The organism is Flavobacterium sp. (assembly GCF_044360715.1).
Classification (GTDB): Bacteria; Bacteroidota; Bacteroidia; order Flavobacteriales; family Flavobacteriaceae; genus Flavobacterium.
In genome coordinates, this window is sequence record NZ_JBIKJY010000020.1 from 1 (window position 1) to 16,029 (window position 16,029).

14 protein-coding genes are annotated in these 16,029 nt (G+C 32.3%); 2 read left to right on the top strand and 12 right to left on the bottom strand.

Going from position 1 to position 16,029, the window contains the following annotated elements; all coding sequences use genetic code 11:
• The 6 genes from ACIQ16_RS07595 to ACIQ16_RS07620 all read right to left on the bottom strand — a co-directional run.
• Positions 1–2,615: beta strand repeat-containing protein (locus tag ACIQ16_RS07595; protein WP_396150213.1), on the bottom strand; the 2,615-nt coding region annotated here is incomplete at its 3' end.
• 55 nt (positions 2,616–2,670) lie between these two features.
• A complete protein-coding gene (locus ACIQ16_RS07600; RefSeq protein WP_396150215.1) occupies positions 2,671–3,078 on the bottom strand; it encodes a T9SS type A sorting domain-containing protein in 408 nt (135 codons plus the stop codon).
• A gap of 251 nt (positions 3,079–3,329) precedes the next feature.
• Positions 3,330–3,869, bottom strand: coding sequence for a hypothetical protein (locus ACIQ16_RS07605; protein WP_396150217.1), 540 nt, complete (start codon positions 3,867–3,869; stop codon positions 3,330–3,332).
• Positions 3,870–3,883: 14 nt separating this feature from the next.
• The gene (locus ACIQ16_RS07610) at positions 3,884–5,596 is read right to left on the bottom strand and encodes an Omp28-related outer membrane protein (RefSeq protein ID WP_396150219.1); all 1,713 of its coding nucleotides are present in this window, start codon (positions 5,594–5,596) and stop codon (positions 3,884–3,886) included.
• 84 nt (positions 5,597–5,680) lie between these two features.
• Positions 5,681–6,349: a PH domain-containing protein gene (locus tag ACIQ16_RS07615; protein WP_396150221.1), complete on the bottom strand. Its 669-nt coding sequence runs from the start codon at positions 6,347–6,349 to the stop codon at positions 5,681–5,683.
• 48 nt (positions 6,350–6,397) lie between these two features.
• Entirely contained in the window at positions 6,398–6,769 is a 372-nt protein-coding gene (locus ACIQ16_RS07620) for an MmcQ/YjbR family DNA-binding protein (RefSeq protein WP_396150223.1), read from the bottom strand.
• A gap of 95 nt (positions 6,770–6,864) precedes the next feature.
• On the opposite strand from ACIQ16_RS07620, the gene ACIQ16_RS07625 reads away from it, so the two are divergent.
• Entirely contained in the window at positions 6,865–8,487 is a 1,623-nt protein-coding gene (locus tag ACIQ16_RS07625) for an NADP-dependent glyceraldehyde-3-phosphate dehydrogenase (RefSeq protein WP_396150225.1), read from the top strand.
• Positions 8,488–8,518: 31 nt separating this feature from the next.
• Here ACIQ16_RS07625 and ACIQ16_RS07630 read toward each other — a convergent pair whose 3' ends face one another.
• From ACIQ16_RS07630 to ruvC, 4 genes are all read right to left on the bottom strand, one after another.
• On the bottom strand, positions 8,519–9,271 hold the full coding sequence (locus tag ACIQ16_RS07630) for a cyclase family protein (protein ID WP_396150228.1): 753 nt from the start codon (positions 9,269–9,271) through the stop codon (positions 8,519–8,521).
• Between the two features lie 50 nt (positions 9,272–9,321).
• Positions 9,322–9,699, bottom strand: a complete 378-nt coding sequence (locus ACIQ16_RS07635; protein ID WP_396150231.1) for a GxxExxY protein — start codon at positions 9,697–9,699, stop codon at positions 9,322–9,324.
• Positions 9,700–9,764: 65 nt separating this feature from the next.
• Entirely contained in the window at positions 9,765–10,898 is a 1,134-nt protein-coding gene (gene hemW, locus ACIQ16_RS07640; RefSeq protein ID WP_396150233.1) for a radical SAM family heme chaperone HemW, read from the bottom strand.
• Positions 10,899–10,976: 78 nt separating this feature from the next.
• Positions 10,977–11,531: a crossover junction endodeoxyribonuclease RuvC gene (ruvC, locus tag ACIQ16_RS07645; protein ID WP_396150235.1), complete on the bottom strand. Its 555-nt coding sequence runs from the start codon at positions 11,529–11,531 to the stop codon at positions 10,977–10,979.
• Between the two features lie 53 nt (positions 11,532–11,584).
• On the opposite strand from ruvC, the gene ACIQ16_RS07650 reads away from it, so the two are divergent.
• A complete protein-coding gene (locus ACIQ16_RS07650) occupies positions 11,585–12,514 on the top strand; it encodes a hypothetical protein (RefSeq protein WP_396150237.1) in 930 nt (309 codons plus the stop codon).
• On the opposite strand, the gene ACIQ16_RS07655 is transcribed toward ACIQ16_RS07650, so the two are convergent.
• On the bottom strand, positions 12,511–12,987 hold the full coding sequence (locus ACIQ16_RS07655) for a hypothetical protein (protein ID WP_353077421.1): 477 nt from the start codon (positions 12,985–12,987) through the stop codon (positions 12,511–12,513). The genes ACIQ16_RS07650 and ACIQ16_RS07655 overlap by 4 nt on opposite strands.
• 153 nt (positions 12,988–13,140) lie before the next feature.
• Complete coding sequence (locus tag ACIQ16_RS07660) at positions 13,141–15,861, bottom strand: T9SS type A sorting domain-containing protein (RefSeq protein ID WP_396150239.1); 2,721 nt, start codon at positions 15,859–15,861, stop codon at positions 13,141–13,143.
• Positions 15,862–16,029: the final 168 nt, after the last annotated feature.

A 16,029-nucleotide genomic window follows, 5' to 3' on the forward strand; every position in this document is an offset into this window, starting at 1 on the left:
GTTTTAACTGCATTTTGTGTAGGAAACAAAACATCACTTGTTCCTAAAGTAGTAACATCTGATTTATTTGCTGAATTTTCTTTAGTATTTAATGCTGCTTGAACTGCAGTTGAAATAGGTTTGTCTGTATCTGCCGTGTTATCCACATTACCTAGACCTACAGCCGATTTATCTAACGTTTGCCAAGTTTTATCGCCTCTCCAATATTGTGAAGTAGTTCCTGGAACTATCGTATTTTCTTTATTTGCCAATCCAGGAACTGTTGGGGCATCCGCCGTTCCGCCTAAATCTCCCGCTAATTGAACTTTACCTTTAACTGTAGTTGTTGCGTCAACTATAGTTACATTTGAATTTGAAACTGCTGAACTTATTTCCGAAGTTACAAAAGCAGTAGTTGCTATTTGTGTACTGCTATCTCCTGAAGTAGGAGTTGGTGCAGTTGGTGTTCCTGTTAACGCAGGAGAAGCCAATGGTGCTTTTAATGCCAATCCAGGAACAGTTGGGGCATCTGCCGTTCCGCCTAAATCTCCCGCTAATTGAACTTTACCTTTAACTGTAGTTGTTGCGTCAACTATAGTTACATTTGAAACTGCTGCACTTATTTCCGAACTTACAAAAGCGGTAGTTGCTATTTGTGTACTGCTATCTCCTGTAGTAGGAGTTGGTGCAGTTGGTGTTCCTGTTAACGCAGGAGAAGCCAATGGTGCTTTTAAAGCCAAACCAGGAACTGTTGGTAAATCTGCAGTACCGCTTAAATCTCCTGTTAATTTTATTTTACCTTTTACGGAAGTTGTCGCATCTGGTGTAGCACTATTAGCAACAAAAGTTTCAACTGCAGAAACACTTGGATACAAAGTAGTTGAACCTGAATTTGAAGCTATATTTGTAGTTAAATTCGCTATTGTTTGCGCACCTGATACATCTGCAACAGGAATTGAAGTGACTGCTGTCATCGGATTAACACCGTTGCCTACAACATATCCTGTCAAAGTTGCTGCTCCTGTTCCTCCGTTTGGCACAGAAATTACTTCACCTATTTTAGCGTTTGTAACGGCGCCATTTTCTAATTTTTGAGTTGTAACTGCAGCATCTGCAAGTTTAGCCGTAACAATTCCTAAGTCTTTTACTTTAAAAGGATCAGTTGATGTTCCTGCACCTTCAATGGTAGTCATGTCTGCAATAGCTCCAAATGATGCTCTATCTACCCACGCGACATTTCCAGTGGCGTCGGTAACTAAAACCGTATTATTTGAACCTGATGCTATTTTTGTTGGTGTAACTGCTGCATCTGCAAGTTTTGTTGTAGTAACGTTTAGATTTTTAATATCCGCTGTTTGAACTTCGCCATCTAAAATTTTATCGGTAGTTACTGCATTAGGAGCTAATTTAGCATTGGTAACCGCTAAATCTGCAATTTTATTAGTTACTATTCCTAAGTCTTTTACTTTAAAAGGGTCAGTTGATGTTCCCGCGCCTTCAATAGTAGTCATATCTGCTACTGCACCAAAAGATGCTCTATCAATCCAAGCTACATTTCCAGTGGCATCGGTAACTAAAACCGTATTATTTGCTCCTGATGCTATTTTTATTGTGGTTACTGCAGCGTCGGCTAGTTTTGGTGTGGTTACTGCTCCGTTTGCTAGTTTAGCCGTAATAATTCCTAAGTCTTTAACTTTAAATGGATTGGCTGTTGTTCCTGCGCCTTCAATGGTAGTCATGTCTGCTACCGCACCAAAAGATGCTCTATCAATCCAAGCTACATTTCCAGTGGCATCGGTAACTAAAACTGTATTGTTTGCTCCTGATGCAATTTTTGTTGTGGTAACTGCAGCATCGGCTAGTTTTGGTGTGGTTACTGCTCCGTTTGCTAGTTTAGCCGTAATAATTCCTAAGTCTTTAACTTTAAATGGATTGGCTGTTGTTCCTGCGCCTTCGATAGAAGTCATGTCGGCAACCGCACCTAAAGAGGCACTGTTTATCCAAGCTACATTTCCAGTGGCATCGGTTATTAAAACGCTATTATTTGTGCCAGGAGCTATTTTAATTGGTGTTACTGCGCCATTTAAAATTTTAGCAGAAGTAATGGCGTTATTAGAAATAATTGGGGTTGTTGCCGTTGTGCCAATACCACCCAGATCTCCAGATAGCTGAATAACTCCTGTACTTATTGTGGTGGCTTCCTTAACATTAGCATTTGCGGCATAAAAAGCAAATGGTACATAAGTAAATGGTTGATTGCTAATTTCATTATAATAAGTACAATTTGCATTAACATCTAAATCAACTTTTAAATTTTTGGTTGTATTGTTCCAAAGTATGTTTGAAAAAGAAGAAGCATATCCACCAATTTGATTACCTGTTCCGATAATTAAATTTACGATACCATAAGCATCAGTAGTTATTTTATGTGTTTCAATATATTCTAAATTAGAATTTGAATCTATAATAGAAAATTTCAAACAGATTAGTTTATTTGATAAAGGTACATTGTTATTGTTTACCCCCGGTAATTGTTCTCCAGAAGGATTAATTATTAATGCTTGATACGAAATTCCATTTTGTGAAAATGCTAGTATCGATATAAAAAACGTAATAATTAAGTATACTTTTTTCATAATAAAAAGTGTTTAATTAATGTATTATTTGGTAGATTTTGGGAAATTTTACAAATTATTTTTTTATGATTTTTGCTGAATGAACAAATTTTTCAGATGTTAGTTTTACTAAATACTCAGCTGTAGAAAGCTGCACTAAATTTAATTTAATTGAATTATTTTCATTTTTAATATCTTCAGAATAAACCAAACGACCTAACACATCAAAAACATAAGCTGAAATTTTTTCTCCTGGAGAAGTTGAAAATGAAAAATTTACTTCATTTACAAATGGATTTGGATAAACGGTTGTGATAATAGATATGGTATTCTGTTCCAAAATTTTACCCCAATTACTTTGTTGAAAACCTTGTTGTACTACGTAGCCGTTAGAAGAAGTACCTGTAACAGATTGTTGACCAACAGTATATCTTACAAATTGCCCATTAGTTGTTGTAACAGAACCTCCTTGTGCGCTGATCATTTCGTGATGAAGCTGTTGAGCAACAACAACTTTACTTATAAAAAATAAAAATATAATAAAGAAAATTCGCATTGTTTTACAGTTTAAATTAACTGCAAATATAAAAAGTATTCTTTAATAAATTAACAAATAAAAGTTGTTTTTAATGTAGAATTTGTTCTACAGGGATGTTTAATGATTTGAAATACAATATATTAAAAAAAAAGTGAGCCCAATGGACTCACTTGTAATAAACAAATATGTTATCTGTTTTATTGCTGATATCTGTAAGTAAATCGTACTTTATTTCCAACAGGAGTTCCGTTAGCATCGTACTGATATGCTTCAAAAACATAATCAATTTTAGCAGCTGGTGAAACAGGAGTTGTAGTGTTAAAAATTTTATAGCCCTCAACATCTCCTACAATTCCATTAGCAGGAATAGTTATTATTGGCTCCGAACTTAGTGGATAGGAATAACCTGTAATAATTGAAGACAAACATTGCGCGCCAATACAAATACTTAAATAACTAGTATCAGGAACTCCATCAAAAGAAATAAACTTAACTTTAGTATTTATAGGGGCTGCAGAAGTATTTTTAAAATAAAATTTTAACTCGTTAGCACCGCCTTGTGATGAAATAGAAGTAAAAGTTAAAACATCTCCATCTTTAATTTCAGTTCCAGTAGTTTTATTAAAAACTTTAAGTGCCGTATTTGCAACTGGTTCTGGAGTTGGTGTTTGCTCATCGTCTTTACTACAGCTAATAGCCGAAATAACGGCAAACAAAAGGATTACAATTTTTTTCATGGTTTTTTATTTAATTATTCAATTATTATTTTTTTTGTTTGCTCTCCTAATTCGTTACTCAATTTTAATAAGTAAAGTCCTTTTTGAAGTTGGGTTAAATTTAAAGTTGTTTGGTTGTTAATGTTTAACATTCTGAAAACTTCTTTACCTGTAACGTCAATTGCAACCACATCTGTAGGCAATTGCGCACTAATTGTGAAAATACCATTAGAAGGATTTGGATATAATGTAATTTCATTTGTATTAAAGTCTTCTACACCAAGAATATTAGCCACTTGGAATACACTAGTTTCTGAGGAACCGAAAGCGCCGCCCTCAATACCAGGGATTAAAACACCATCTGCAAGTACTTGGTAAGAACCAACACCATAACCACTATCCATACCATCTCCGTAAGCATCATTAATAACAAACTTGTAACAATCAAAAGGTAATGTTAAGTTTATATCAGCTTGAGGATATGCTCCTGCACCAGCTGCATTTGTATAGGTTGGACTTGTTGCTACAGGTGTATTACTTGAATTTAATAACTGCCATGACGTTTCTGAACCATATTGATCAAGTGTAATTTTAATTGTAATATTAGTATCTGTAGTTACAGCTGCTTTTGCAAAACTAACAGAACCCGTATTATCAGATACATTTGCGTCTGCAGGAATCGAAACATTTAAAACATTGCTACTTATTAAATTATATGTAATTGCAGGTAAAGTAACCGATTCTTTTGCAAATGAAACTAAATTACCCGTCCAATTATACACTTGTGGTGTGCCACCATTTACACTGTACGTAATAGGTAATGTAGTTAAAGCTGTTTGTCCATAATTTTGGATTTTAATTTTTGGTGCGATTGGAGATGTACATTGACTTTCAATATTTTGAACTTCTTTCAATTTAACATCATTTGCAACTAACCCCGTATAAGTAGGAACTGCGCCATTACCTGAAATAATTTTTTGCTGTGTTTCAGCCATAAAAGCAACAATTTCAAATTCGCCCATTTCTGCGATGATATTATTATAATCAGCCGGAATGGTGTAAGTATAAGTTTTAGTCACAAATGTGCCAGCTGTTGTGGTATTAATAGTCTCACCCCACTGTCCTGTTAACATATGAATTAATCTATGTTGGTGATTATAATTATCCCCTGCATTTCCTCCAGTCTGAGGACCAACGGTATTATTTTGTAAAAAAGCCACATTTAATTTATTTGTTGCAACCGGACTTGACCCTGTGTAATAAGCTTCTACTAAAACAGTTAATAACCTAGTTGTTGCATTGATAGTTGCTGTTGTTGCTACATTTACATATGAGGACTGTGCTATAGTCTGATTTGCAGCAGCAGTCCAGAAATTTCTACTCATCGCTGTACCAGTTGTACCGTTTTGAGCACTACCAGGAAATACTGTACGATTAACTGTTCCGGCTGGATAACCTGCTATTCCGGTTTGATTCACTATAGCTGTTCCAAATGGAGTTCTAAAGTCTGGTTGACCAACTCCTGGTGTAGCAAAACTTCCAACATGTATATTTATTAAAAATACATTGTTAGGATTTGATGCCTTAATAGCATTAGCTATTGTATGTCCAGCTGGACACCAAACACAATTTACACCCGTAAATTCTTCAAGAATAACCTTTTTATTCTGAGGTGTAGTTTGAACTATTGTTTGCGCATTCATTTGAAAAGCGGCAAACAATAATGCGATTAAAGTAATTTTTTTCATATTTTTAGTTTTAGTTATTTCGTTACAATAATAATAAATTTATTTTGAAAATCAACTAGATAGTTAAAAAAAAGTGAATTATTATTACAAAAAAGGCAATATTTCATTTTTTAATCTATCGTATTCTCCTTGAAGAATTAAACCGTTGTCTAACAGTTTTTTATAATTATTAAGTTTGTCAAATAATTCCTCTTTTGATAACTCGGAAAGCTTTTTTTCGTGCGACGGAATAGGTTCTTCTAATTCTGTATCTTGAACTGCAGGCATAATCTCTGCAAAATGCGTTACTTCTTCTGTTTGAACCTCTTCTATTTCAACGGATGCATTTGCAACTGAATTTAAGTTTGTCGCAACCCCATTTTTCAAAATATCCAATTGTTCTTTAGCATACGTATATAATTTACGTGCTTGATTTTTTGGTAAATATTCTACCGTATGTGTTAAATCGGTTTTCGTTGAAAAAGAAAAATCGGCACCTAAAAAACCTTCTTTTACAAATGTTCCTGCAATATCATCCCAATCGTAATCCATAAATTCCATAGATAACCCTAAATTTTTGGGTTTGCATAAAATAATGCGTTTATTAGTTACCACAATACTATCAGGGAAAACGGTAATTGCAGGTTTTTTCTGAACCGCTATATAACCTACTTCTTCATTAGACATTAATAAATTTTCCAATTTAGAGGTGATTTTTTCAATCGCTTTTGGGTCTTGGTCTTCGTTTAATATTTTTTTTAAATTGTCGATCATTTTCTGTTTAGTTTTTAGTTGATGGATTGTTGACATCAAAAGTAATGCCTAATTTTCAGATTCTTGAATTTCAGATTGAATTTTTTTAGTTAAGCTCTTAAAAACCAAATCGTACGAGTCATTAATTAAATGGTACATCATTTTATCATTCACATCCGAATGAAATTCTATCGTATTCCAATGTTTTTTACTCATATGGTATCCTGGATTTATGGCTTCATATTCCGCTCGAAGTACTTCTGCTCTATCTGGATCGCATTTTAAATTTAAACTTGGTTCGTTTCTTTCCCATTGTTTCAAGGAAGTTAAACAAAACATTTTTCCGCCTACCTTAAACACCAAAGTATCTTCATCGAACGGAAAATGTTCAGTTACTCCTTTTTTAAAAAGACAAAATTCGTATAGTTGTTGGATGTTCATGTTATCAAAAATAAATAAAATTTATGAATTGTTGAACCTTTATTAATTTTAAAAAGGTTAATTTTAATTATTATTCACTTTTTTTCACAAAAAAAATGCAAAACTATATCACTAAAAATCAGCTATTTGATGTTTTTTCAACTGCAAGTTCTAAAGAAATTCCATTTATTAATCAAAATGAATATTTGGTTAACGGAACATTCAAATCTTGGAATGGTCCTTTCAATGAAATTCACGCAGCGATTTGCAAACCAACGTCCGATGAAAATTTAGAACGTATTTTAATTGGAAAGATTCCGAAAACGGGCTTACCAGAAGCATTTGAATGTTTAGAAAGTGCCGAAAAAGCATATGATAATGGTTTTGGAGAATGGCCTATGTTTTCTGTTGAAAAAAGGATTTCTTATGTGGAACATTTTGTAGGCGAAATGCTAAAATTGAGAACTGAAGTAGTAAATTTATTGATGTGGGAAATTGGAAAATCTGAAAAAGATTCTGAAAAGGAATTTGACAGAACCATAAAATACATTTACGACACCATCGAATCTTTAAAAAAATTAGAACGAAAATCGGCAACTTTTACTATAGAAGAAGGTGTTATTGGTCAAATTCGTCGTTCGCCTTTAGGGATAACTTTGTGTATTGGGCCTTATAATTACCCTTTGAATGAAACATATACTTTACTAATTCCAGCCTTAATTATGGGTAATGTAATTTTATTTAAACCGCCAAAACACGGGTGTTTGTTGCATTATTGCTTATCAAAAGCCATAGAAAAAAGTTTTCCAAAAGGAGTTGTAAATTATCTTTACGGAAAAGGTAGTGAAATTGTTGAACCGTTAATGAATACAGGTAAAATTAATGTTTTAACCTTAATTGGATCCAGTAAAGTTGCCTCTGACATAAAAAAAGCACATCCAAAAGTAAACCGATTACGAGCAATTTTAGGATTAGACGCTAAAAATCCAGCGATAATTTTAGAAAATGCCAATATAGAAAATGCTATAGAAGAATGCCTTTTAGGAAGTTTATCTTTTAATGGACAACGCTGTACCGCCTTAAAAATATTGTTTGTTCACGAAAATATTAAAGATGAATTTATAAAAAAATTCTGCGAAAAAGTAGATGCTTTAAAATTTGGAATGCCTTGGGACGAAAAAGTGCAAATTACGCCTTTGCCAGAGGAAGAAAAATTCAAATATTTAAATGATTGCATAGCCGATGCCGAAAGTAAAGGTGCGAAAATTATGAATGAAAATGGCGCCATTCAAAATGGTACTTTGTTTTTCCCAGCTGTACTATATCCTGTTACTGAAGGGATGAAATTGTATCGCGAAGAACAATTTGGACCAATTGTTCCTATTGTTTCATTTAAAGAATTACAAGAACCGATTGATTATATGATTACATCAAATTTTGGACAACAAGTGAGTATTTTTGGAACGGACACCCACGAAATTTCGCATTTAATTGATGGGTTAGTCAATCAAGTATCACGTGTAAACCTTAATGTTCAGTGTCAACGTGGTCCTGATACGTTCCCTTTTACAGGTCGAAAAGATTCTGCGGAAGGTACACTTTCGGTTTATGATGCGCTTCGTTCGTTTTCGATACGAACTGTAGTTGCCACTAAAGAAAATAAGGACAACAAAGCCATTATTAATAAAATTGTAACTGAAGGAGAGTCAAACTTTTTATCTACGAAGTTTATTTTTTAAATTTTAGATAAATTTCTAATGTAATTGAAAATTAATGAATGGCATATAAAACTGGTTTGCTCGGACTTGCATCATTTTCAAAAGAGGCAATTTGCAAATTCAATAAATAGGTGCCGTCAGAAACGGAATCATCTACATAAATTAGTTCTGTGATTGTGCAATCTAAACGGGCATCATCATTTAAAATTGTAGTGTTTTTTACATTCCAAAACGCTTTGTGTGCCAATAATTTGCCTTCGTCTTCTTCCCTATCTACACTTGGTAAGTCAATTAGCAGATGCTTAATTCCGATTTCTCGAATATAAATTGCCGCTTCTTCTAACAAATAAGGCGGATTAGTGTGCGAATAGTTTTTAGATTTTTTACCTAAACTATTTGGAAGTGTTCGAATGATTATGGCCTCAGGCGTATTTCCATTTAAAGAATTTTCAATTTGACTTTTCGTAATGACAAAATCGTCATTTCTTACTTCTGGCGAAATAGAAACCAATTCCGCCATAAAGAAGAACTGTTTCAAACACTGATTAATCGAATAAAAATCGTTAGTTATATGCCCTAAACACTCAGTATGCGTGCCGTGTCCGTGCGGATTGAAAAATATATTATTAAAATTGGTTGAACTCCCTTCCGATACTTTTCCGGTCCAATTTTCAAAAGTTACGGGTTCAATTACCGGTTTTTCAATATACCAAGCAATCGGATTAGCATCCGTATTAGATAAAGGTAAAGAAATATCAATGGGTTTTGATAAGTCGATGTTGAAGTTGTTTATAATTGCTTTCATTTTTTTTAACCGCAAAGCTCGCAAAGTATTACGCAAGGTTCGCAAAGATTTTAAAGGTTATTTGCTATTCTTTTTATTCCATCTTTTACTAATTTCACATTGAAGTTAATTAGCATACCTAATTTGCAATTTGTTAATTTTAAATACGTTAATAATTGAGCAAAATGAACGTCATTTAAACTTTCAACTGATTTAATTTCAATAATTAATTTGTCTTCTAAAATAATATCTAATCTATAACCAATATCTAATTTTATTTCTTCATAAATTAGGGGTAACGCTTTTTGCTTCTCAACTTTTAATCCCGATTTATTTAATTCATAAAACAAACATTCTTCATAGGCACTTTCTAAAAGTCCTGGACCTAAATTTTGATGTACTTTTAATGCTGCATCAAAAACAATTCTTGATAATTCGTTTTCTGTCATATTAATCATTTTGGCTTATATAAAATGCGAGCTTTGCGCTTCTCATTGCGAACCTTGCGGTTAAACTATTCCAAATTTAGCAAAAACAAATCACTTGCGATGCCATCGCTTAAAAATTTTCCTTTTTTAGTAGTTTTTAAAATATTATTTTCAACGGTCAACAAATTATCTGAAATATATTTTTCTGCTTGTTGATGCAAATACTCTAAATAGTTACTTCCAAATTCGGCTTCAATTCTTTCTAAAGAAACACCCCAAATGGTTCGTAAACCCGTCATAATATATTCATTATACTGATCCGTTTTTGATAGAATTTCGATTTCTGATGGGAGCTTATTTTCTGCAATTGCTTTCAAATACAATGAATTATTTGAAACATTCCAACTTCTACTTTTCCCATTAAAACTATGCGCAGACGGACCAATTCCAATGTATTTTTTACCTAACCAATAAGCGGTGTTGTTTTTTGAAAAATAATCTGGTTTACCAAAATTCGATAGTTCATAATGTACAAACCCGTTTTCTTGAAGCTTATCTATTAAAATATGAAAATGTTGTTGTGCTAAATCGTCATCTAAATTCGGTATTAAACCTGTTTTTATCATTTTATACAATGCTGTTTTTGGTTCCACCGTTAACGCATAACTGGAAATATGTGGAATATTAAAACTTAGCGCCGTTTCTATATTTTGAAGCCATTTCTCATTACTCATATTTGGCATTCCGTAAATTAAATCGATAGAAATGTTGTCGAAATGTTGTGTAGCAAATGCTAAACATCTTTTAGCTTCTTCCGAGTTGTGTGCACGATTCATTAGTTGTAAATCATCATCAAAAAAGGACTGAACACCAATTGATAATCGGTTTATTGGCGAGTTGGCATATTGAATAATTATTTCAGAATTTAAATCGTCAGGATTGGCTTCTAAAGTAATTTCTGGATGTTCAACTACTTGATAATTTTGGTAAACAGCGTCAACCAAAAATCGTAAATCGTCAATAGACAATACGCTTGGTGTTCCTCCTCCAAAATAAATGGTTTCTACTACTTCTTTTTCAAATTCATCTTTACGAAGTTCCATTTCTTTCGCCAAAGCCAACACCATTTCTTCTTTCTTCTTCATTGAAGTAGAAAAATGAAAATCGCAGTAGTGACACGCTTGCTTGCAAAAAGGGATGTGAATGTAGATGCCGCTCATTTAAAAGTGTTCCGTTTAAATTAGAAAATTTGATAATGTGATACTTCTATTTATTTCTTTTCTAATTGACCCATTTTCTCATTTTCTAATTTTATCTTCATTATTCTTCACGAAAGCATCCCAACCTGAATAACTTGTGGTTCCAACAATTTTACCCGTATTGAAAAAATGACAAACCGCAGCGGCTAAACCATCTGTAGAATCAAGGTTTTTTGGTAACGTTTTAAGTCCTAAAAGTTGTTGTAGCATTTTGGCTACTTGTTCTTTACTGGCGTTTCCATTTCCTGTAATGGCCATTTTTATTTTCTTGGGTTCGTATTCAGTAATTGGTATTTCTCTTGATAAACCTGCTGCCATTGCTACGCCTTGAGCTCTTCCTAATTTTAGCATCGATTGCACATTCTTTCCGAAAAAGGGTGCTTCAATAGCAATTTCATCTGGATGATAGGTGTCAATTAATTCGATAGTTCGCTCAAAAATTCGTTTCAACTTCATATAATGATCGTCCATTTTATTAAGTTGTAATTCGTTTAACTGAATAAACTCCATTTTTTTATTTACCACACGGATGAGTCCGAAACCCATAATAGTAGTTCCTGGATCGATACCGAGAATGATGCGTTCGTTTGACAAAATTTTTGTTTCAGGTTTAAGGTTTCAAGTTCAAAGTTTTGTTTCTTTGCAAAATGATTACAAACAAAACTAAACAATATCTCACACTTATAATAAAACTTACGATTGTTTTTGGTGCTTTTTATTTTATATATGACAAATTAGCTCACGATGACAAACTGAGTTGGACTCAATTTTCAGGGATAGTACAACATAAATTTACTCTTTCTTGGTTAATTTTTATGTTAGGATTTAGTTTTCTAAATCGGTTTTTAGAAATTTTGAAATGGCAGAATTTAGTTGAAGTAGTTGAAAGAATTTCGCTTTACACGGCTACAAAACAAGTCTTAGCTGGTGTAACTGCAGGATTATTTACTCCAAACGGAATTGGCGAATACGCAGGAAAAGCGCTTTATTTTCCAAAAAACGAAACCAAACGAATTTTATTTTTAAACGTAATTTGTAATGGAATTCAATTAATTATTGCTGTTTTATTCGGGTTAATCGGTCTTTTATTTTTGGGTTATACGCTTTACTTTATTGTGCTTATAACCAGTGTTTTTTTCATTGGTGTTTTTATGTTTTTGACAAAAAACGCAAATATAAAAGGCTATTCAATAAAATTATTTTTAGAAAAAATTGGTGAAATACCTAAAAGAACACATCGGAAAAATATTTTATTGGCATTTGCAAGATATATAACATTTTCGCATCAATATTATTTTTTATTTCTGTTATTTGGCGTAAAAATTGACTATTTTACGTTAATGGCTACAATAACTGCGGTATATTTTATTGCCAGTTCGTTGCCGTCTTTTCAATTTTTAGATTTTGTAGTAAAAGGAAGTGTGGCGATTTGGTTTTTCAATAAATTACACATTGATGACTACGTAGTTTTGTTTATCAGTACTTTTATGTGGCTGGCAAATGTAGTTTTACCTGTATTAATTGGGAGTTATTTTGTGTTGATTTTTAAACCGAAAAAAGTTGAAATAAAAAATTAGTCTTCTTTATTTAAAATAACGGGAAGTTGAAATTCAGATTTTACAGGAACACCTCTTTTTATAGCTGGATTAATTTTCGGAAAATCAGTTAATCGCAATTGAAAAATACTATCTAATTGCACTTTATTATAGGCAATAGAATCCGAAATTATGGCTTCAAAATTTACATCCGAATTTGAAGAAATAATTACTTTTACTTGAATGGTATCTAATTGCGGAAACAATTTAGCAATACTATCATCTTTCAATTTAGAATGTAATTGATATGACAATGTTTCATAGAAACAACTTTGTTTACTGTACGTATCAGATAAAGAATCGCAAGCTGTAAATGAAGGAAATTCATCTACTTGTTTCCAATTTATTTTTTTGAGTTCTTGTTCTAATAATACGTTTTCATCTGGCACTTTCTTATCGAAAAATTGACACGATTGCAATAAAAAAATTAGAAAAAAAGCAATTACTTTATTCATTTTGATTTTCAACTATTTAGATTTTCAAAAATACAATATTATAGAATATCTTTTATTGATTTTCTCTGTTTTTATTTTAACACATAAAATTCCTTATAATTAGACATAAAAAAATCCCGAACGCATTCGGGATTTTTTCTTATTTTATAAAGATTATTTTTTTACAATCTTATGAATACTTTTTTGATTATCTGCTGAAATAACTTCTAATACATATAATCCTGGAGTATAATTTGTTAAATCAATTTCTGTAGTAGAAACAGTTACTTTTTTATTGGTAAGTTTTTTACCTAATAAATCGTAAACATTTACTTCAGAAATAGTTTGATTATTTTTAGATTGAATATTCAATATTGAATTCGTTGGGTTTGGATATACCATAAACTCATTGGTTTCGAAAGATTCTGATTCTAAAAGCGCCACAAATTCAGTTGTAAACGTATTTGTTACAATTGCTGGGTTGTAGTCAAAATAAATTGATGCCACATTTGGAATAATATCACCAACTGCATACCCCGCTTTTGGTTTGATTTTGAATGTTACATATCCTTTACCGATGGTAGAATTGGCAACCGAAACTGGCAATTGAATATTATTAAATTTCCAATTTAATTCTGTACCTACTCGGTCTAATTCATATGTATGACTTGAACTAATCATTGATAATGTGCTTTCATCTAATTTGTTATTTAAAACATCATTAATTCTAACATTAATGGCACTAGCATTACCTGTATTTTCAAATCGAATAGTGTAGTATAAATAATCATTAGAGGTGAAGCTTGAATGTAATATTTGAGGTCCACGAGCTTCCATTTTATCATTTGGATCATAAGCATTTATAACCATTTGGGTTAATGTATTACTATTATTTTCAATTACTACATCTCCAGTTGTTGGAACAATTGAAGCTTGACTTACTAAAAATTCTCCTGCATTCACTGTTGGAATAGTAGGTACCAACATATTAACATTTACAGTTCTTACTTCAAAAGGTAATAAATTAGTAAAATCGAGTGTAAAACCAGTTGCTGTACTAGTTGAAGCTGGAGTAGTTGAAACTAAAGTTACTGCTGAAGGTTTTGTGAACGTTACCGTTCCAGAAGTAATAGTTTGATTTCCTAAATTTGCGTATACAATTCGGTTTATATAATTAAATCCTGGTCTTGGCGCATTAAATGGTACAACTGCAACTCCTAAATCGTTATAATTTTGAAGCGATGTTACTGGAAAGTTATAAGTTGTCATTCCCGACCCTGTTGATGTTAAATTTAAAAACTGAGAAGGATTTACATTATACATAGTTGCATACGTTGGGTTTACTACAAAAGCAACGTCATAAGAATTAGTGGCAACCATATCGTAAATACTAAATGATCCTGACGGAGCAATTACATTATGAACCACGCCATTGTCATTTTTCTCATGTGTAAACTTTCCTAAAGGGAAATTCACTTCTCCAGTATCTTTCGTACCGTTATTATTTGAATCTAAAAAAGCATTAAATGTAAATCCGGTGCAATTAATCACTCCTGAACCGGGCATTGAACTATTAGTATGATTAATAGTAATAAATCCATTTTGATTGGAGAAATTAGTAATCATCATTAGGTAATATTGTCCTGCTTGTGCATTTGGAATTACAGCATTTTCTGAAGCAGAAGCTGAATAGCTACAACTTACAATATTATTTGGTCCTACTAAGTTACAACTTGAAGTACCGCTTGTAAACGGACCGTAAATAATATAATCTACATCTTGATTATTAAAACTAGGTGCATTATTTCCTTGATTGATTGATAAATTTATAGTTCCGGGTGCGCTAATTGGTATATAAAACCAGTTTGGATTTGGTGTAGTACCTAGACATCCTGAGGCCCCACTATTTGGAAAGTTAATTGTATTTGTGTATGGAATACCTAATGAATTACATAATAAATTAGCATTTGTACAAAAAGAAGCTAAATTACAATTAGACTGTGCAAAAACAGTTCTTGGATATATTTTATCACATGCATCTGCAATAATTTCTCTAATAAAAATAGTACTACTCAATGCTGAAACAGGAACTACAAAGTTAGTAGCTGGCGATATGGGATTTACTTGGTTTTGTGCGGCAATTAATGTTGGATAATATACTAACGTATTATTACTGTTAATAACTGCTTGAGATGTAGTTAAATCAAATACCACTTGTTGATCGTTATTGTCATCACATTGCACCATAGGGTTTAACGCTGACATAACTTGATAGTCAACAGCATTTATAGTAAATCCACTAACTTGCATCAAATTTCCTGAAGAAATTGCTGTAACTCTTGAAAATACAGTGTAACTACCTAAATTCACACAATGTGGGCTTACTAGAGGATTAGCACCAGAAACAGCATCTGCTTGAGAAGAATGATAAGATACCGTATATAAATTTGCAGGTTGATTTGCTAAAATATTTTGTGTGTTACTTGCTAAATTAAAGCATCCAAATCCGTTTGTTACACAAGCCGTCATATTTTGAGGTTGCCCGAATTGAGTTGGACAAGACGCGGTTGTAAAAGTAACTGAAACACTTGGTACACTTATTACATTTGGAGCGCAAACAGAAACAATTTGAAGCGTACAAGTTGTTCCGCAAGGTAATCCTGTTAAAACATAAGGACTCGTTTGTGCCGCAAAATTACCAGCAACAGTACCGTTCATCATCAATTGGATGTTGTAATCTGAAGTCGTCGTAGTAGTATTTGGTACCCATGAAACCGTAGCAGAATTGTTTGTAATATTTGACACAAAAACATTCGTTGGTGGCAAACATTGAGCGCTAACAAAGTTAACGGCTACACTCAAAAGAACTAATAATATAAGTAATTTTTTCTTCATTTTATAGATATTTAATATTAATTTTTATAATTTAAGTGGCTAAATATAAGTAAATTAAATATAAAAACAACTTTTAATGTAGAATAAATTAGACAAAATTTAAAAAACCTATTTATTACAGCTTATAATACTAAAAATAATGAAGATACTATAAAATCAAAAAAGCCA